This is a genomic window from Bacillus paramobilis (assembly GCF_038096195.1).
Classification (GTDB): domain Bacteria; phylum Bacillota; class Bacilli; order Bacillales; family Bacillaceae_G; genus Bacillus_A; species Bacillus_A mobilis.
In genome coordinates, this window is record NZ_CP151108.1 from 755,551 (window position 1) to 775,011 (window position 19,461).

Sequence of the window (19,461 nt, forward strand, 5' to 3'; positions counted from 1 at the left end):
GAATAAAAATGTCAAATTTTATATAATACCATAATAATTATATTCGAGTCAATAAGTAAAAACTCTTTTTTTCTATATATTTTTTTGCTCTTACTTATCTATGATTTTTTTAGAAAAATAGTACAGGTGAAGAAAGAAGGCATATCCACTTATTTTTAAGCATAAAATGTAAAATCGCTAATACAATATACCTAAATCCGTTCTTTGCAAAGGAGGGAGAGAAGGTGGGGCGCACAATAAAAATTGATATTACAAATAAAGTTGTAGCTAAATTTAGACCAGATTGTTTGGAATTATATACGAGTAAATTTATGATAGGTAAGTTTTATGTCTATACTGAAGGTAAACAATATGTGTTAGAAGACGGATATATATATGAAGACGGAAAATTTTATCGCATCATAGATACGCACCGTGGCAATAATCAAGCGGCGGAGGGCTGCGATCTAGGATGGTGTTAACATGATTCGTGTGAAAGTGTTTGATGAAAGTCACGAAAAAGACTTAGAAGACGCTGTAAATGTGTTTTTGAAAAAGATTGATGATAGTAACTTTGTAGATATTAAGTACCAAGTTGGTGTTTCCATTAACGATGATGAGAACCAAATTTATTGTTTTTCAGCAATGATCGTTTATAAAGCATAAAAAAGAGCTGGCTCCCCAGCTCTTTTTTATGCTTTATGTTGGGACAACATGTGTCGGTAATACATTCATAATAGATTGGGGTGTACCTAATTTCTTTGTCGTTAAAAGAGGCTCCCCTGTTTCATGGTTTTGGGCATCAGTACACATACCAAGGTGATAACGATCACCTAAAAATGGATCAATATAAAAACCATTTTTGAATACTTTATCATTCGGATGTTTTTCATGATGAATATCAGAGCAGTTAATGCAATAGAACATAGTTGTCATCCCCTTTTTATTTTTGTTTGAAAAAAGTGAGTCGGTAGTCATTTCGCTCCTAAGGAAATGTTGAGGAGAAGAGAAATAACTACCTACTCAAATGGTGGGCATATTCCTTCTGATTTTTCATATCTCGCGTAGTGTCCCTGAGGGAAGGAGGAGAGACGAAATACGCATGATATAAGCAAGGCTCTTCTTTCAAGATGAATGATGGAGTTTCATGTTAAGAGAAGTTTTTATTTTTTGTTGCCTTTGTGAGTATATTATGAAGGAATGCTGAGAGGGTGTTTGTCCTGTTGAAAAAATGTTGAGAATTTCTCAACATTAAAAAAGAATTAGCGTTGACATGAAACTAAAAGGTGTTATATCATCTAAATGTAACCAAAAGGTGTTATATTTGAGCGCCGAATAAAGGAGAAAGAAACAGTAAACAAAAACATAGACAAAAGTAGGCAAAGTAGTTATTTACACAAGAGTATCAAATTCAGGTCAGAAAGATGATTTAGAAAATCAGGTTGAGTTTTTAAAAACATTTGCAAATGCACGAGGAATGATTGTAGATGAAGTTATCAAAGATATTGGTAGCGGATTAAACTACAAAAGAAAACAGTGGAATAAGCTGATTGACAGTTGTATGGAAAGAAATATTTCGACGATCATCATTGCACACAAAGATAGATTTGTACGTTTTGGATATGATTGGTTTGAAGAGTTTCTTCGTAAAATGGGAGTGGAAATTATGATTGTTAACAATGAAAAATTATCTCCTCAAGAAGAACTTGTTCAGGATTTAATATCTATCATTCATGTATTTAGCTGTAGAATATATGGGCTGAGAAAATACAAAAAGAAAATCTCGGAAGATGAAGACCTATGAAAAGAGCATATTTAATAGAAATCAAACCGACAACTGAACAAGTTAGTAAAATCCGTCAAACTATTGGGGTGTGTCGATATGTATATAACCTGTATATCTCTAAAAATAAAGAGGCATATGAGTCGGAGGGGAAATTTCTTAGTGGCTATGACTTTTCCAAATGGCTAAACAACATTCATACAAAAGAGTGTGATCAGTGGATTAAAGAAGTGTCGAGCAAAGCGGTAAAACAAGCGATTATGAATGGAGATAAAGCTTTTAAGCGATTTTTTAAAGGTTTATCTCAGTTTCCACGATATAAAAAAAAGAGGAAGCAAGATGTGAAGTGCTACTTTCCGAAAAACAACAAAACAGATTGGACAGTAGAAAGACATAGAGTAAAAGTCCCTACAATTGGTTGGGTAAGGTTAAAAGAGTATGGATATATCCCTAAAAATGCAACTGTAAAAAGTGGCACAGTATATCAAAGAGCAGGAAGATATTTTGTATCTGTACTTTGTGAATTGGAAGAAATGGCAACAAAGTTAGCACTCAATAAAATAGGTCTAGGGATTGATTTAGGGGTGAAGGATTTTGCTACACGTAGCGATGGTATCGTTCATGAAAACATCAACAAAACAATAAAAGTAAAAAAGATAGAAAAACGGTTAAAACGTGAACAACGCTCTTTAGCACGTAAATTTGAAAATCTAAAAAAGAGAGGTGAAAAATCTGTTACTAATAAAAGAGTGAATATAGATAAAAATGTTCTTAGAGTGCAAAAGTTGCATGCTCGATTAGCGAATATTCGAATAGAGTATGTAAAGTCTATTGTAAATGATGTGGTGAAAACCAAGCCAACGTTTATTACAGTAGAAGATTTGAATGTGAAAGGTATGATGAAGAACAAACATCTATCTAAAGCTGTAGCACAACAATGTTTTTATGCTTTTAAAACATTGTTATCAACGAAATGTAGGGAATATGGAATTGAACTACGGCAAGCGGACAGATTCTATCCATCTTCTAAAATATGTTCATGTTGCGGTCAAAAAAAGTCGGATTTAAAGCTGTCTGACCGAGTATATACATGTGAATGTGGCAATGTAATAGATAGAGATTTAAATGCGTCAATCAACCTTTTACAAGCAAAAAAATATACAATACTAACGTAAATAGATTGTATATATGTACGGTGGGCTACATCGGAATTTACGCCTGTGGAGTGTCACAGCAAACTGTAGTAGCAAGTGATTAGCGAGGCAGGGCACGTAGAAGCAGAAATACTCTAAGAATATTCATTTGTCTATATTTTTAGTAGCAGAATGAAAATGGAACAACAAAATACATTAACTGATATTAAACAAACAATCGTTTTTAACGCGTCTATTCAAAAAGTATGGAATGTAGTATCAACTGCAGAAGGGATTGCCTCATGGTTTATGCCAAATGATTTTGTATTAGAGGTAGGACATGAATTTCATGTGCAATCACCATTTGGGCCATCACCATGTAAAGTGTTAGAAATTGATGAGCCAAATCATCTATCTTTCTCATGGGATACAGATGGCTGGGTTGTTTCATTTAATCTGAAAGATCTAGGAGATAATAAAACAGAATTTACATTAATTCACGGCGGCTGGAAACATCCTGATGAAATTCTTCCGAAAGCGAATGCGAAGAGCTCTATTATTCGCGATAGAATGAGCGGTGGATGGGTAGCGATTGTAAATGAAAAACTGAAAAAGGTTGTCGAAGGTTAAGTGTCCTCTTCAGCAGCGAAATATGATGTATTTCAAGCAATTGCTGATCCAACCCGCCGAGAAGTAATACGGTTATTAAGTGACAAAGAGTTACCGATTTCAAAAATAACGGATCATTTTCCGATGAGTCGTACTGCGGTTGTAAAGCACCTTCATATTCTTTCAGAAGCGAATTTAGTAAGTGGAAGAAAAAGTGGAAGAGAGAAGATATATCGTTTGCATCCAGAACCACTAGAGGAATTACAACAGTGGCTCTCGTATTATGAGCGTTTTTGGGATAATAAATTGTCCATGCTGAAACATATTGTGGAGAATGAAGAGTAAAAAGAGGATGACCATTTTGGTCATCCTCTTTTTTATTGCTCACTTGTTTGTATAGCTGGCTTTAATAAAAGCCAAGCGATAATTAATGTAAATACTGCTAATACGAAAGTACTCATATAAATGACGTGAACACTTGCTGCTAACGCTTCTTGCGATTCGGTTACTACGTTTGCTGTAGTTCCTCCGTGTCCGCCACCAGATACAAGATCAAGGTTTTTAATACCACGTGCGTGAATCATCGTATTGAAGATTGTGCCGAATATTGCAGCACCTAATGTTTGACTAAATGTATTAATAAATGTGTTTAAACCAACGGCTGTTCCGCGTGTATGAGCTGGTACGGCTGCTTGAATTGTTACCATGTAAATCGGTGTCACAAGCCCCATTCCTAAGCCGAATAATCCGACTGCTACATAAATAAGAAACGATGGTGAATTTGTTGATAATGTAAATAATAAGAACGTAGCGACTGATAAAATGCTAGCTCCAAGTAAAATAATTTGTTTCGTTTTTAATTTGCCAACTAAGTTACCAGAGAACATTGCACCGAATGTCCACATAACAGGAATCGGCATTAAAATGAGTCCGGCTTCTGTCGCGTTTTTTCCTAATACACCTTGGCTCCAGATTGGAAGGTATACCGTAATACTAATAATCATGGCACCGGCAATGAGAGTTAGTATGTTTATCGTAGATAATGTACGATTAGAGAAAAGTGCTAACGGAATTAATGGTTCCGGAGATTTTTTCTCGATGAATAAGAAAATAATGAATGAAACGACGGCGAAGATTAATAGGCCGATAATTGTTATGTCTCCCCAGTTTTGCTTACTGCTACCTGTTAATAATGCGTATAGTAAAGCGATTGTGCTTAATGAAAAGACTGTAGCCCCAAGATAATCGATATGTTGCTTAGATGATTTAATAGATTCTTTGTAGTAAATTGCAATCATTAAGCAAGCGATAATTCCGAATGGAACGTTTAAGAAGAAAATATAACGCCAAGATAGGGAATCAACTAAAAATCCACCTACTAACGGTCCGATAACACCAGATACACCCCAAACGGCACTCATCCAGCCTTGTGCTTTCGCGCGGTCTCTCGCTTCACTATATAAGTCTCCAATAATCGTCATTGTGATCGGCATGACAGCACCAGCACCAATACCTTGAAGAGCGCGGAAGAAAATTAATTGTTCCATTGATGTAACGACTCCGCAAAGTGCAGAACCGACTAAAAAGATTGTAGCTCCGATAAGCAAGACTTTTTTACGACCAAATAAATCAGCGAGCTTTCCATATATTGGGGTCGAAACTGCTGTTGCAAGCATATAAATTGCATATACCCAACTAACAAGTTCGACGCCTGACAAATCACTCGTTATACGAGGGATTGCTGTACTAACAATCGTTCCTTCTACCGCAGAAAGAAACGTCATTAGCATTAAAGACATCATGACTTTTTTTCTCATATGTTTTCCCCTTACCCTTTTTCAAATATTCAACAATATAAAATATAAAGGTACTAAGGTATATAAAGCAACAAAAAAGCAATGGGAAGTTACGTGGAGCGTATATTTGTCGCTTCTTGTCGGTAAGTCGATAAATTCGGGAAATTGCCGATATAAGTTGAAGAATCGTTGATAAATTCGGGGAATCGCCGATATAATTTCATGTACCTATAAAAAAAGAAACAGGAATCCCTGTTTCTTTTTTAATACTGCATTTTCGCGTTTTCTCCAGCCGTTGTCCCGGCAATTCTACCAGTAACGAGAGCGGATGTAATGTTATAGCCGCCAGTATAACCGTGAATATCAAGAACTTCTCCGCAGAAATATACGCCGTTTGTGAATTTAGAAGACATTTCTTTCGGATTAATTTCTTTCACGGATACACCGCCGCCAGTAACGAATGCTTTTTCAATTGACTGCGTACCATTTACATTCACAGTAAATTCTTTAAAGTCTTTCACAAGTGCACGAATCTTCTCGTGAGAAACTTGTCCAGCTTGTTCGCTGCCATCAATTTCATTTTTTTCTAATAAGAATAGGAAGTAACGCTCAGGTACATAACCTTTTAAAACGTTTTTAATTCCTTTTTTCGGATCTTCCTTCATTTGTTTCAGCATGCGCTGGAATAGTTGTTCACTATTTTCCTCTGGCAATGCATCAATACTCATTTGAATCGTATTCGTTTTAAACTTTTTCAGTGCTTTCACGACGAATTGGCTACAACGAAGAGCGGCAGGACCAGATAGGCCGAAATGAGTGAAGAGCATGTCCATTTTGTGAGAAATGATTGCTTTTCCTTTCGGGTTTAATACGCTTAAGTTTACATCGCGTAAAGCAAGACCTTGTAAGGAGCGATCACGAATAAATGGTTCGTTTGAAAGGATCGGTACTTCTGTTGGGAATAATTCTGTAATAGTATGTCCAGCCTTTTCAGCCCAAGCATATCCATCTCCAGTAGAACCAGTTTGAGGAACAGATTTTCCACCAACAGCGATAACGACGTGATTCGTTTCTAACACTTCACCAGTTTGTAGTACGACTGCTTTCGTTTGACCGTTCTCATATTCAATCGTTTCAACAGGTGTATTTGTACGGATTTTTACACCTAAGTCTCTTAATCGTGTTAAAAGTGCATCTACTACTGATTGTGCTTTATTTGATACAGGGAACATGCGACCATGATCTTCTTCTTTTAGTTGCACGCCAAGCTTTTCGAAGAATGTAATAATATCTTCATTATTGAAAATAGAAAAAGCGCTGTATAAGAAGCGGCCATTTCCAGGTATATGTTTAACAATCTCATCAAGTGGTAGACGGTTCGTTACGTTACAACGACCACCACCAGAAATCGCAAGTTTACGTCCTAGTTTATTTCCTTTATCAAGAAGTAAGACATTTGCGCCTTCTTCTGCAGCACCGATTGCAGCCATTAGCCCAGAAGGCCCGCCGCCGATGACAATAACATCATAATGCATAATATATCGACCTCATTTTCTACATTTCCTGCCTAAAAGAATAGCATGTTTTCCCTTAAAAGAAAAATAGAGTGAAGTACTGCTTAAGGAGAGAATTGTGGTACAATACAAAAGTTAGAGTTCAGCACTATCCTGCTATTTGTGGGCAATAAGACTAAAACCTTAATATGTAAGAGAAATAAAAAGGGTATTTGGTAGCCTGTAAATACTTGAATAGTTCAACTAATCATAGTTTCACTTTATGTAGATGTAGGAGGATTTTTGTATGTCCGATTCGAAATTTCTGCGCGGAACGCTTATTGTTACGTTAGGGACATTTTTAGTAAAGTTCTTAGGCATGATTTACGTCTTTCCGTTTCATGCATTAGTAGGTACAGAAGGCGGAACGCTCTATACATATGGATACATTCCATATACGATCTTTTTAAGTATTGCAACGGCAGGGGTGCCGCTTGCTGTTTCCAAATTTGTTTCCAAATATAATGCGCTTGGCGATTATAAAACGAGCCGGAGAATGTTCCGCTCGGGAATGGTTATGATGATAGTAACAGGAGTTCTTTCATTCCTAGTTCTATATATGTCGGCGCCATTGTTTGCAGAAGCAATGCTTGGTAAACAAAGTATACACAGTAATGTAGAAGAAGTTACGACGATTATTCGTCTTGTGAGTTTTGCACTTATTGTTGTACCAGCAGCGAGTTTAATTCGTGGTTATTTCCAAGGTCACCAATCTATGGGACCGACTACTGTTTCGCAAATTATTGAACAAATTATTCGTATCGTCTTTTTATTAGCGGGTAGTTTTATCGTTATTAAAGTACTTGGCGGTACAGTTGCAACAGCAGTTGGGGTAGCAACATTTGCTGCGTTCGTTTCAGCAGTTGGAGCACTCGGCGTATTAATTTGGTACTGGTTAAAACGTAAAAAACATTTGGATCAATATTTAATTGAACAAACTGTACCAGAATCGACAGTGAGTACCGTTCAATTATTTAAAGAATTATTTGCATATGCGATTCCTTACGTTGTAATTGGGTTAACAATTCCTTTATATCAACAAATTGATACATTGACATTTAACTCAATTATGCAAGCGATTGGCCAAGGTGATATCGCAGAACGAGCGCTTGGTATTTTCACAATGTGGACGCATAAATTAATTATGATTCCTGTATCACTTGCAACAGCGTTTAGTTTAACGCTTGTACCAGCGATTACAAAATCATTTACTGAAAAACAATACCGTTATTTAAAGTTACAAATCACACAAACATTCCAGGCAAATATGTTCTTAACATTGCCAGCGGTTGTCGGCATTTCAACACTTGCATATCCAATCTATACTGCGTTCTATGACTCAGATCCATTAGGTGGACAAGTGTTAATGTGGTATGCACCGGTTGCGTTGTTATTCGCTTTATTTACAGTAACAGCAGCAATTTTGCAGGGAATCAATCAACAAAAACATGCGATTGTCGCGCTTATTATGGGTGTTATTTTGAAATTCGTATGTAACGTAATCTTTATTCGTTATTTCGGTACAGTTGGAGCAATTTTAGCAACAGCAGTCGGATTCTTAGCTTCCGTATGGTATACGAATAGACAAATCAAAAAACATGTACACTATTCATTTGGTGTTGTATATAAGAGAACATTCCAAATTGCAGTATTAACACTTGTAATGGTCATTGCTGTAAAGTTATCACAATGGATTCTATCCTTCATGATTTCACCTGATGGACGAATGGGTGCTCTTATTACCGTTGTGGTTTGTGCAGGTATTGGTGGTCTTGTGTACGGATTGTTAGCAATTCGCACAGGAGTACTAGAAAGAGTATTTGGCGGAGAAGCGTTAGAGAAAATCCAACGTAAACTTGGCAATAGATTCAAAATAAAGTTGAAATCAAAAGGGGCGTAATTACGTCCCCTTTTCTATGATAAAAAAAGAAGGTGAAAAGCGTGAGATTAGATAAATTATTAGCGAATATGGGATACGGAAGTAGAAAAGAAGTAAAGAAATTGTTGAAAGACGGCGTTGTGAAAATTGATGGAACGCCAGTGAAAGATGCAAAGGTTCATGTAAATGTAGAAGAACAAGAAGTTATGATTCACGGAGAAGTTGTGGAATATAAAGAGTTTGTTTACTTAATGATGCATAAACCACAAGGCGTTATTTCAGCGACAGAAGATGATAATCATGAAACAGTAATAGATTTATTAGAGTTAGAAGATGCAATCTTTGATCCGTTCCCAGTTGGAAGACTTGATATTGATACGGAAGGTTTCTTATTGATAACAAATGACGGGAAGTTATCACATCAATTGTTATCTCCGAAAAAGCATGTGCCGAAAAAATATTATGCACACGTTGCAGGAGTCGTAACAGAAGAGGATGTAAAAGAGTTTGCTAAAGGTGTTATTTTAGATGATGGCTATGAAACAAAGCCAGGTGCACTTACAATATTAAAAAGCGATGAGATTTCTGAAATTGAGCTTGTCATTACAGAAGGAAAGTTCCATCAAGTAAAGCGTATGTTTGAAGCGGTAGGGAAAAAAGTAGTCTACCTAAAGAGAACAGAGATGGGACCGTTAGTATTAGATGCAGAGTTAGAACTTGGAGAATACCGAGAGCTATCAGATGAAGAAGTAGAAATGTTAAAAACATATCAAGTAGATACTGAGAAATAGTGCTGTTTTTCGGCGCAGAAAAGACCCCTTTCTAATGAGTTAGAAAGGGGTATGTATTTATTTACATACAATTATTTTTTCATTATGAGGTCATTCTCACTTTCTTTCCTGTTGTTGTCCACTTACCGCGGCAAGGGCTATACACGAGTTCATTAAACTGCAACACATTTAGATCACGTTGTATCGTTCGCGGTGTGATCCCGAACTCATCTACAAGGTCTTTCGTCGTTACCGTTCCGTTTTCATTGATGTACATATAAATTGATTTAATGCGTGTTAGCATACGAGTAGTTGTAGGTTTCAAGAGAAAACCACTCCTCTACTAGTTTTTTTGACCCCATTCAGGAAAGAAGGTCGTTACTACCATTGTACTCTACATGATAAAATTCATGCTTTAATCTACTTAAATTTTACAAAAGTTTAACAAATATTCATATAGAAAAATATTGGTAGTTGACATTGTATATATGGTCAGTCAACTAACACATAAAATTCTACGTAAAACGCCAAATTCCTGCAAATTTTTTTGGAAAAATAAAAGAAAAACTAATGGGAAATATCTGAAATATTACAATTGTTCGGTATTTGATTTTCGTGTATGGCATAAGAGATTTCGGTTTGTTATGATGAAAGAAACAATATAGTGAAGGATGGATGCGTGATGTCAGCAATTAATTGGACAGAAGAAGTTGCAAAACGAAAAGACGATTTAATTCGTGATACACAACAATTTTTACAAATTAAAAGTGTATGGGAAGAAGAATCGGCGAAAGAGGGCGCACCATTCGGTGAAGGTGTAGAAAAAGCCTTATCTTTCATGTTACATAAAGGAGAAGCTGAAGGATTTGCTTCTAAAAATTTAGAAGGATATGCAGGTCATCTTGAAATGGGGCAAGGAGAGGAATTAGTAGGTATTCTATGTCACGTTGATGTTGTACCAGAAGGAGATGGCTGGACGACTCCTGCATATAGTGCAGATATTCGCGATGGAAAGATTTTTGCACGTGGTGCAATTGACGATAAAGGCCCAACGATGGCAGCTTATTATGCGATGAAAATTGTGAAAGAATTAGGTTTACCTCTTTCAAAACGTGTTCGCATGATTTTAGGAACAGATGAGGAAAGCAATTGGAAATGTGTAGATCACTACTTTAAAAACGAAGAAATGCCAACAATCGGTTTTGCACCAGACGCGGACTTTCCTATTATTAATGCAGAAAAAGGCATTTCTGATATACAAGTTGTGCAAAGTGGTAGTGAAGAGAAGAAAGGTACATATGAACTTGTTTCATTTGAATCAGGTCGCCGTTTAAATATGGTTCCTGATTTTGCAGAAGCAATTATTATAGGAGAAGATGTAGATGCACTTACAGTAGCATATGAAGAGTATTTACAAACTGCTAAAAAAATAGGTGAAGCAATTGTAGAAGGTAATACGGTGACGTTGCAAATTAAAGGGATTTCAGCTCACGGATCTACTCCAGAGAAGGGCGAGAATGCAGGTTTATTATTGGCAAACTTCTTAGCGAAAGTCGCTCTTGATGGAAAAGGAGCTTCGTTTGCAACATTTGCAACAGAAACATTTACTGGTGATATTTATGGTGAAAAGGCTACTATCGCTTATAAAGATGAAGTTAGCGGTCCGTTAACAGTGAATGTTGGTCGTCTTTCTTATACGAAAGAAAATGGTGGTAATTTAGGATTAAATGTACGTTATCCAGTTACGACTAACTTTGAAGAGATGATTGCGAAGTTAAAAGAATACGTTGGTACTCATGGATTTGAAGTAGCGGACTATTCGAACTCTCGCCCGCATCACGTTGATAAAGACCACGTATTAATTCGTACGTTACAGCGCGTATACGAAGAACAAACAGGTGAAAAAGCAGAACTATTAGCAATTGGCGGTGGTACTTATGCACGTTCATTGAAAGCTGGTGTTGCATTTGGTCCGCTATTCCCTGGAAAAGAAGAACTTGCGCATCAAAAGGATGAATATATTGAAATTGAAGACTTATTAAAAGCGACAGCAATTTACGCGCAAGCAATTCATGAATTAGCGAAGTAATAGATATATAAATAATAAGAGGCCGTCCCGATACATATTTTGGGACGGTTTTCTGTTACGTATTGTTTATTGTTAAGCCAATATAATTTCATTTATTAACGCGACCTGAACTTGGTTAGACTTGTAGGGAAGTTTGATTCTTTTTACCTGAATGAGATAAGAAAGAAAAGCAACAATAGAAAGAAGGAGAAGATGTACATGGAGCCGCATTATTTCGTCGCGATTACGTTACCAAATCATATAAAAGAAGTGCTGTCTAACTATAAAGAGGAAATGCAGGGAGAATTACCATTTCGTTCATGGGTACATAAAGAAGACTATCATATTACCCTTTCATTTTTAGGAAGTGCGACAGAGGAACAAGTAGATGGAATACAGAATGGATTACAAACACTTACGGAAATGAAAGAACTATCGTTCACATTACAAGGATTTTCAACATTCGGTATGGAAGATAGGCCGCGTATTTTTTGGTCGAAGGTAAGTGAGAATCACGATTTGTTCCAGTTACAAAAGCAAGTACACGCTATTTGTGAAGGGAATGGATTTTCTTTAGAAACACGCCCGTATCATCCGCATATTACTGTTGCTCGTAAATGGGTAGGAGAAGAGAAGTTTGATTTAGAACATATAAAGGAAGTGCCGGAAATATCATTTCAAGCGGATACAATTATTTTATACGAATCTCACGTGAAGGAGACACCGAAGTATAAAGCGATTGCTGAAATAAAATTACAAAAATAGAATGTATGAAAACGTTTTTTATACAGGTGAATATACTATAGAGAATAATGTGTTACTGTATAGAGCTTTGCTGATAAGAAAAGCCTTATCGTTTGCAGCTCGTTTCATTTTAACTTTAAGAATGATGGTGATTTTTTTATGTTGAAAGTAAAACGTCCATTTGATGCCTATTTAGATGAAATGAATAAAATTACAATTTTGCTCCCACATGCGTATGGAACAAGTCGGACATTTCGTTTGCAAGAAGGAAGTAACGTGAAAGATTTACCGATTGCTCATACAATTGCGCTTCCGGATGCAACGAAGTATGAGTGCTTTATAGAAGAGCCGCTAGATGTGGGGAAGTATTATACAGTACGAGATGAACGGAATGAAGAAACAGATTTACAAATAGGTGCTGTCATAAGAACAGCGATTTTCGATGAAAAGTATTATTACGAAGGTACTGATTTAGGTGCTGTGTATCAAAAAGAAGCAACGACATTTAAAGTATGGGCTCCAACTGCGAGGCTTGCGAAAGTAAGGATTTATAAAAGTGATAAAGAATATACCGATCATGAAATGTACAGAGGACAAAATGGAGTTTGGACTCATACATTACAAGGCGATTTAGCCGGGGCAAAGTATACATTTCTTGTTTGTATTAATTTAATATGGAATGAAGCGGTGGATCCTTACGCAAAGTCAGTGACTGTAAATGGGAAATACGGCGTTGTTATCGATTTAGAAAAGACAAATGTAACAAAGCAGGAGCAATTACCACCATTACAGGCAATGACAGATGTCATATTGTATGAACTGCATATTCGTGATGCTACTATTCATCAGGGTAGCGGAGTGAGTAAAAAAGGAACATATAAGGGGCTAATGGAAGAAGGAACAACAGGTCGAAATGGGACGTTAACAGGCTTGTCTCATATAAAAGATTTGGGTGTTACACATGTTGAATTATTACCTTTATATTGTTTCGGTGGTGTAGATGAGGCGAATCCTTCCTCTGCATATAATTGGGGGTACAATCCATTATATTACAATGCACCAACAGGATATTATGCTACAGACCTCTCTGATCCGTATAACAGGATAGTAGAGTGTAAACAGTTGATCGAAACATTCCATGAGCATGGCATTAGGGTGATTGTAGATGTTGTATATAATCATGTGTATGAAAGAGAGTTATCATCATTTGAAAAGCTTGTCCCAGGATATTATTTTCGGCATGGTGAAGATGGCATGCCTTCTAATGGGACGGGAGTCGGGAATGATATAGCATCTGAACGGAAAATGATGAGGAAATTCATTGTAGAGTCTATTTTATATTGGCTTACTGAATACAATGTTGACGGATTCCGATTCGACTTAATGGGGATTTTAGATGTCAATACGATGAATATAATAGAAAAAGAAGTGCGAAACATAAAGCGAGATGCTTTGTTATTAGGAGAAGGGTGGGATCTACAAACACCACTTCCTGCCGAAGAGAAAGCAACTTTAAATAATGCAAAGAAAATGCCGTATATTGCGCAATTTAATGATCAATTTCGTGATGGAATAAAAGGGAGTACCTTTCATATAAATAGACGTGGTTTTGCATTTGGTGGGCATGTGGACTGTAATCATTTGCAGTATATAGCATCAGGAAGCCTTTTGAGTATGAAAGAAACAGGTTTGTTTTTAGAGCCTGTGCAAAGCATTAACTATGTAGAATGTCATGACAATATGACGATGTGGGATAAACTAATGCGCAGTAATGAAGAGCCAGAAGAGATTCTGAAAAAACGTCACCTTCTAGCGAGCGCAATGGTGATCCTTTCGCAAGGCATTCCTTTCTTACATGCTGGGCAAGAGTTTTATCGTACGAAACAAGGAAATGAAAATAGTTATAATGCAAATGATGAAATTAATCAATTAGATTGGGATCAAAAAGAGAAAGAGATAGAGACCGTTAACTATATAAAAGGTTTAATTGCGATTCGTAAAGAGCATGGAGCATTCCGATTACAAAACGCAGATCTTATAAAAAAGCACATGACTTTTTTGCAAACATCTCCAGAAGTACTTGCATATCACCTAGAGCATGCAGAATCGTTTGGACCGTGGAAAGAGATTATAGTTTTATTTAATAGCGGTTTAGAAGCTAAAACGGTGCAACTTCCGAAAGAAGAAACGTGGCATGTGTTAGTAAACGAAAAGCAAGCAAAAATAGAGCCAATTTCTTCATTTAGAGGAAAGGAACTTAGGCTCGCTCCAATTAGCACGTATATATTGACGATAATGTGACAAATCGCTACTTGACGATGAGAATGTAATAAATGTAGAATTGACAAAGGTGACGATTTTGATAAGTTGTCATTCTATGACTGGTTTTGTAAAATAAAATAGAGAGTTTTTGGCTTATGCCAAGTTTTCTTTTCATTTACAGTAAAATATATGAATCCACAACATGTGTAGAAATGTTGCGGTTTTTCTTTTCATAACTATAAAAGATAAGGATTTGTTAACGGGTAATGAATATGGAATGGTTGGAACAATTATTAGGAAAAGAGTGGAGTCTTGTACCGGCTGGTGGAGTAACGGGCGATGCATATATTGCGCAAAACGGACAACAGAAGTTATTTTTAAAGCGGAATACATCGCCCTTTTTAGCGGTATTGTCAGCAGAAGGAATTGTTCCAAAATTACTTTGGACAAGAAGGGTAACGAACGGTGATGTAATTTCTGCTCAAAAATGGCTTCCGGGACAGAAGCTAGAGCCAGAGGATATGAAACTAGAACGTGTTGCAAAACTTTTGAAGAAAATACACTCCTCTAAAGCGCTTGTACAGATGATTCAAAGACTTGGGAAGCAGCCGCTTCACGCACAAGAGTTATTACAACAACTGCAACTTGTTTTAAGAGGAGATATAAGGGATGATGAAGCAATTCAGCAAGGCCTTCAATATTTAATGGATTCATTAAAAGATATTGAACACAATGAATTCGTTGTATGCCATTGTGATGTAAACCATAACAACTGGCTATTGTCGGATGAAGATGAGCTGTTTTTAATTGATTGGGATGGAGCTGTAATTGCTGACCCAGCTCTAGACCTCGGTATGTTATTATATTGGTACATTCCGCGCCACGAATGGAGCGAGTGGCTCGAATATTATGATATTGAAATGGATGAATTGCTGCTTAGGCGTATGAGGTGGTATGTAATAGCGCAAACGATTTTGTCTATTCAATGGCACACAACAAAAAAGCAGCAAGCAGAAGCTGAATATTGGCATCAATATTTACAGCAACTACTTGCTTCAGAGTAATACTTAAGAAAAATTGTCCATTCCAGCAATCCACTGAGTAAGTTGTTCTTGATTATTGGAAATGTGGTTGTCCAAATTAGAGGAAGATTTACCCGATTGACTATAAGAATATACATCGTTTAGCATTGCTTTAGCGTCACTACTTATACTATCGTTTGCGAGTAACGATTGAATGAGACGCTCTAATTGCTCGCATTCAGAAACTGTCCCGCAACAATCACTTTGGTGATTGACTAAAATATCTTTCAGCACTTCTAATTGATGTTGTTGATTAATTGGCATGAACGGATCATCCTTTCGATTGTTTTTCTCTTCCTAGAAATGTAAGAGAAAAAGCTGTTTCGTCATGGAATGTTTAATGCTGTATGTAGTTTTTATCAAAATGGTACATCTTATACTTGAAAGAAACGGACCGAGTGCTCGTACGTACTTGGTTTTTTGTTTGGTAGATTGATTAAAACAGAAAGAAGGAATTATTCCTTTAAAATAGCTATGTAAAGAGAGGGAAACATCTATGCGTTTAAGACATAAACCATATGCAATGGATCGAATTAATGAGTATTCACATATCGTAATCGGAAACCCAGAGGAGCGCGCTGGTAATTGGAAAGAAGTATTTGGAAATGAACAACCAATTCATATTGAAGTAGGTACAGGTCGTGGCCGCTTTATGTATGATATGGCAAAAGCAAATCCGCATATTAATTATATTGGAATTGAAAAATTCACAAGTGTTGTTGTAGATGCACTTGATAAATTAATTGAAGAAGAATTACCGAACTTAAAGTTAATTAATAAAGATGCTGAAGATTTAACAGTTTTCTTTGCAAAAGGTGAGATTGATCGCGTTTATTTAAACTTCTCAGATCCATGGCCAAAGAAACGTCATACGAAGCGTCGTTTAACGTATAAAACATTTTTACGCAATTATGAAGAAGTGTTAGTAGAAGGCGGAGAAATTCATTTCAAAACAGATAACCAAGGTTTATTTGAATACTCTCTAATGAGTATGGCTGAGTATGGTATGTTACTAACTTACCTTAGCCTAGATCTTCATAATAGTGATTATGAAGGTAATATCATGACTGAATACGAAGAGAAATTCTCTAGTAAAGGTCATCGTATTTACCGAGTGGAAGCGAAATATCGTACAGAGCCTATGCAGTAATGCATAGGTTTTTTTGTAGCTAAAATAATCAGAATTTTATGTTAAAATTAAATTTAAAAGGGGGATGCGTAATGGAACAGTTACAAATTGGAGATATAAAAGTGACGTGGCTAAAAGGTGGGAACACACATTTAGATGGAGGAGCAATGTTTGGCGTTGTACCGAAAGTACTTTGGTCACGTAAGTATAAACATAATGATACAAATCATATTTATTTACGAACAGATCCGTTACTTTTGCAAACGAAAGACGGAAATATGCTCATTGATTCCGGAATAGGAAAAGGTAAATTGAATGAGAAGATGAAGCGGAATCAAGGTGTAACAGAAGAATCATCGGTTTATGAATCATTAGAAAAACTAGGATTAAAGCCTGAAGATATCCACTACGTTTTAATGACGCACCTTCATTTTGATCATGCATCTGGTTTAACAAAATGGGAAGGTGATCACCTTGTACCAGCTTTTCCGAATGCGAAAATTTACGTAAGCGAAACAGAATGGAATGAAATGAGGAACCCAAATATTAGATCACGCAATACATATTGGAAGGAAAATTGGGAGCCAATTGTAGATCAAGTTATTACGTTCCAAAAAGAAATAGAAATTACAGATGAAATAAAAATGGCGCATACAGGCGGTCATAGTGATGGACATGCAGTTATTGCTTTAGAAAGCAAAGGTGAAACGATGCTTCATTTAGCAGACTTATTGCCGACGCACGCCCATCAAAATGTACTATGGGTAATGGCATACGATGATTATCCAATGACATCAATTGAAAATAAGCAAAAGTGGATGAAGTACGGTGCTGAAAAAGATGCTTGGTTTACGTTTTATCATGACGCGTATTACCGTGCCGTAAAGTGGAACGAGGAAGGGCATATCGTAGAAAAAATAGAGCGGAAAACGAGTATAGAAGCATAAAATGAGGAGGTTGCTCCAGAAGGCTGTTGGAGCAGCCTTTTTATTATTGGCGTTTTTGTCGGTAAGTCGATATATTTCAAAAATCGCTGATATAAACTGAGTTGCGCCGATATAATTTCAATTACTATCCACAATTAAAAAATAAGAGGTTCACCTAATGGGAACCCTCCTTTTTATGCTGCTATAACCTCTAAAACAGTACCTGTTTTAGCATCTACTAAAAATTCAAATCGTTCTTGTATATCATCTAACATCGTTGTAAGACCGCCGCGATAAACTTCATATGCGACATCATATTTTTCAAATGTCTCTGGAACCATATGTACCCAAGAGCCAGTAATTTCACCTTTATGACTTAATGCTTGTTTCACCATTTTCAATGCTTTTTCTGAAGAAATATGGGATTGTTCTTGGACTTTGTTTGCAACAAGATAACCAGCTGCAAATCCAACGCCAAGACCTGCTACTAAACCTTTCCAGCTCATATATTCACCTCAATTCTATAAAATAAAAATAGTGTACCAATAATAATTATAAAGCAAATACAGCTAAAAAAGAAGAAACTAGAAACATTTCGAAAATTTCGTTACAATAAAAGAGGTATTCTACTAAGGTTTGAAAGAAGGGGACTTCGTGAATAAAGAGACATTACAATTATTTCGTACGTTAACAGAATTACAAGGTGCATCAGGTTTCGAACATGATGTACGCCGTTTTATGAAGCAAGAATTAAGCAAATATGCGGATGAAATTGTGCAAGACGGTTTAGGTAGCGTATTTGGTCTGAAAAAAGGGGACGAAACTGGCCCACGTGTTCTTGTAGCAGGTCATATGGATGAAGTAGGTTTCATGGTTACGCAAATTACGAAAAACGGGATGCTTCGTTTTCAAACATTAGGCGGCTGGTGGAGCCAAGTACTATTAGCACAGCGTGTACAAGTTATGACGAAGAATGGTCCTGTTATTGGGGTTGTTGGTTCTATTCCTCCTCATTTATTAAGTGACGCGCAACGTGCAAAACCAATGGATATAAAAAATATGTTAATTGATATAGGTGCAGACAGCTATGAAGATGCGATTGAAATTGGTATAAAACCAGGACAACAAATCGTGCCAATCTGCCCGTTTACGCCGATGGCAAACGAAAAGAAAATTATGGCGAAAGCTTGGGACAACCGTTACGGATGTGGCCTTGCAATCGAATTACTAAAAGAATTAAAAGACGAAACATTACCAAACACATTATACTCTGGCGCGACTGTACAAGAAGAAGTTGGTCTTCGCGGTGCGCAAACAGCTGCAAATATGATTCAACCAGACATTTTCTATGCGCTTGATGCGAGCCCAGCGAACGATGCATCTGGTGATAAAACGCAGTTCGGTCAATTAGGAAAAGGTGCTCTTCTTCGTATTTACGACCGTACGATGGTAACACATAGAGGAATGCGCGAATTTATTTTAGATACAGCAGAAACACACAACATTCCGTACCAATACTTTATTTCACAAGGTGGTACAGATGCGGGCCGTGTACATACAAGTAACTCAGGTATCCCATCAGCGGTAATTGGTGTTTGCGCACGTTACATTCATACACATGCTTCTATTTTACATGTTGATGATTATGCAGCAGCGAAAGAGTTAATTACGAAGCTTGTAAGAGCAACGGATAAAACGACGTTAGAGACAATTAAGAATAACGCGTAGAGAGGAAGGGCGAAAAACCC

20 protein-coding genes and 1 pseudogene are annotated in these 19,461 nt (G+C 36.7%); 15 read left to right on the forward strand and 6 right to left on the reverse strand.

All coding sequences use genetic code 11. The annotated features are described in order from the left end of the window. The first annotated feature begins 224 nt into the window (after positions 1–224). Both AABL52_RS03920 and AABL52_RS03925 read left to right on the forward strand, forming a co-directional pair. Positions 225–461 (forward strand): DUF2553 family protein, encoded by a 237-nt coding sequence (locus tag AABL52_RS03920; protein ID WP_000533797.1) that lies wholly within the window; start codon positions 225–227, stop codon positions 459–461. 1 nt (position 462) lies between these two features. Next, a complete protein-coding gene (locus AABL52_RS03925; RefSeq protein ID WP_000621751.1) occupies positions 463–645 on the forward strand; it encodes a sporulation protein Cse60 in 183 nt (60 codons plus the stop codon). Between the two features lie 33 nt (positions 646–678). Here the strand turns inward: AABL52_RS03925 and AABL52_RS03930 are convergent, their stop codons facing one another. Then, positions 679–906: a DUF3973 domain-containing protein gene (locus AABL52_RS03930; RefSeq protein ID WP_033659785.1), complete on the reverse strand. Its 228-nt coding sequence runs from the start codon at positions 904–906 to the stop codon at positions 679–681. A 454-nt stretch (positions 907–1,360) separates the two neighbouring features. On the opposite strand from AABL52_RS03930, the pseudogene AABL52_RS03935 reads away from it, so the two are divergent. From AABL52_RS03935 to AABL52_RS03950, 4 genes and pseudogenes are all read left to right on the forward strand, one after another. Then, positions 1,361–1,783, forward strand: a pseudogene (locus AABL52_RS03935) (IS607 family transposase); the annotation flags it as partial. Beyond that, on the forward strand, positions 1,780–2,937 hold the full coding sequence (locus AABL52_RS03940) for an RNA-guided endonuclease InsQ/TnpB family protein (RefSeq protein WP_199713075.1): 1,158 nt from the start codon (positions 1,780–1,782) through the stop codon (positions 2,935–2,937). The pseudogene AABL52_RS03935 and the gene AABL52_RS03940, both read left to right, overlap by 4 nt. Positions 2,938–3,093: 156 nt before the next feature. Then, a complete protein-coding gene (locus tag AABL52_RS03945) occupies positions 3,094–3,525 on the forward strand; it encodes an SRPBCC family protein (RefSeq protein ID WP_000437776.1) in 432 nt (143 codons plus the stop codon). Next, entirely contained in the window at positions 3,526–3,849 is a 324-nt protein-coding gene (locus AABL52_RS03950; protein ID WP_000098837.1) for an ArsR/SmtB family transcription factor, read from the forward strand. It begins immediately after the preceding gene. Between the two features lie 32 nt (positions 3,850–3,881). Here the strand turns inward: AABL52_RS03950 and AABL52_RS03955 are convergent, their stop codons facing one another. Together AABL52_RS03955 and AABL52_RS03960 are read right to left on the reverse strand one after the other, a co-directional pair. Further along, positions 3,882–5,321: an MDR family MFS transporter gene (locus AABL52_RS03955; RefSeq protein ID WP_341518945.1), complete on the reverse strand. Its 1,440-nt coding sequence runs from the start codon at positions 5,319–5,321 to the stop codon at positions 3,882–3,884. Positions 5,322–5,563: 242 nt separating this feature from the next. Then, complete coding sequence (locus AABL52_RS03960) at positions 5,564–6,835, reverse strand: NAD(P)/FAD-dependent oxidoreductase (RefSeq protein ID WP_341518946.1); 1,272 nt, start codon at positions 6,833–6,835, stop codon at positions 5,564–5,566. Between the two features lie 265 nt (positions 6,836–7,100). Between AABL52_RS03960 and AABL52_RS03965 the strand changes: the two genes are divergently transcribed. Both AABL52_RS03965 and AABL52_RS03970 read left to right on the forward strand, forming a co-directional pair. Beyond that, positions 7,101–8,753 (forward strand): putative polysaccharide biosynthesis protein, encoded by a 1,653-nt coding sequence (locus AABL52_RS03965; RefSeq protein ID WP_001284025.1) that lies wholly within the window; start codon positions 7,101–7,103, stop codon positions 8,751–8,753. A gap of 41 nt (positions 8,754–8,794) precedes the next feature. Then, positions 8,795–9,523, forward strand: coding sequence for a pseudouridine synthase (locus AABL52_RS03970; RefSeq protein ID WP_071722484.1), 729 nt, complete (start codon positions 8,795–8,797; stop codon positions 9,521–9,523). An 82-nt stretch (positions 9,524–9,605) separates the two neighbouring features. Here the strand turns inward: AABL52_RS03970 and AABL52_RS03975 are convergent, their stop codons facing one another. Continuing rightward, the gene (locus AABL52_RS03975; protein ID WP_000805512.1) at positions 9,606–9,827 is read right to left on the reverse strand and encodes a DeoR family transcriptional regulator; all 222 of its coding nucleotides are present in this window, start codon (positions 9,825–9,827) and stop codon (positions 9,606–9,608) included. Between the two features lie 357 nt (positions 9,828–10,184). On the opposite strand from AABL52_RS03975, the gene pepV reads away from it, so the two are divergent. The 4 genes from pepV (at position 10,185) to AABL52_RS03995 (ending at position 15,640) form a co-directional block, all read left to right on the forward strand. Further along, positions 10,185–11,591 (forward strand): dipeptidase PepV, encoded by a 1,407-nt coding sequence (pepV, locus tag AABL52_RS03980; RefSeq protein WP_341518947.1) that lies wholly within the window; start codon positions 10,185–10,187, stop codon positions 11,589–11,591. 198 nt (positions 11,592–11,789) lie between these two features. Next, positions 11,790–12,335 (forward strand): RNA 2',3'-cyclic phosphodiesterase, encoded by a 546-nt coding sequence (thpR, locus tag AABL52_RS03985; protein ID WP_341518948.1) that lies wholly within the window; start codon positions 11,790–11,792, stop codon positions 12,333–12,335. Positions 12,336–12,473: 138 nt separating this feature from the next. Next, positions 12,474–14,615 carry a type I pullulanase gene (gene pulA / locus AABL52_RS03990; RefSeq protein ID WP_341518949.1) on the forward strand — a complete coding sequence of 714 codons (2,142 nt, stop codon included), beginning with the start codon at positions 12,474–12,476 and terminating at the stop codon, positions 14,613–14,615. 227 nt (positions 14,616–14,842) lie between these two features. After that, positions 14,843–15,640 (forward strand): phosphotransferase family protein, encoded by a 798-nt coding sequence (locus AABL52_RS03995; protein ID WP_120450943.1) that lies wholly within the window; start codon positions 14,843–14,845, stop codon positions 15,638–15,640. A gap of 3 nt (positions 15,641–15,643) precedes the next feature. Here AABL52_RS03995 and AABL52_RS04000 read toward each other — a convergent pair whose 3' ends face one another. Beyond that, a complete protein-coding gene (locus tag AABL52_RS04000) occupies positions 15,644–15,922 on the reverse strand; it encodes a YtzH-like family protein (RefSeq protein WP_001122236.1) in 279 nt (92 codons plus the stop codon). Positions 15,923–16,154: 232 nt separating this feature from the next. On the opposite strand from AABL52_RS04000, the gene trmB reads away from it, so the two are divergent. Both trmB and AABL52_RS04010 read left to right on the forward strand, forming a co-directional pair. Continuing rightward, positions 16,155–16,808 (forward strand): tRNA (guanosine(46)-N7)-methyltransferase TrmB, encoded by a 654-nt coding sequence (gene trmB / locus AABL52_RS04005; protein ID WP_001239381.1) that lies wholly within the window; start codon positions 16,155–16,157, stop codon positions 16,806–16,808. Between the two features lie 71 nt (positions 16,809–16,879). Further along, complete coding sequence (locus tag AABL52_RS04010; protein ID WP_341518950.1) at positions 16,880–17,734, forward strand: YtnP family quorum-quenching lactonase; 855 nt, start codon at positions 16,880–16,882, stop codon at positions 17,732–17,734. A 173-nt stretch (positions 17,735–17,907) separates the two neighbouring features. Here the strand turns inward: AABL52_RS04010 and AABL52_RS04015 are convergent, their stop codons facing one another. After that, entirely contained in the window at positions 17,908–18,219 is a 312-nt protein-coding gene (locus AABL52_RS04015; protein ID WP_000118541.1) for a PepSY domain-containing protein, read from the reverse strand. Between the two features lie 148 nt (positions 18,220–18,367). Here AABL52_RS04015 and AABL52_RS04020 point away from each other — a divergent pair, with 148 nt between their 5' ends. Then, on the forward strand, positions 18,368–19,441 hold the full coding sequence (locus AABL52_RS04020; RefSeq protein ID WP_002123132.1) for a M42 family metallopeptidase: 1,074 nt from the start codon (positions 18,368–18,370) through the stop codon (positions 19,439–19,441). Positions 19,442–19,461 lie beyond the last annotated feature (20 nt).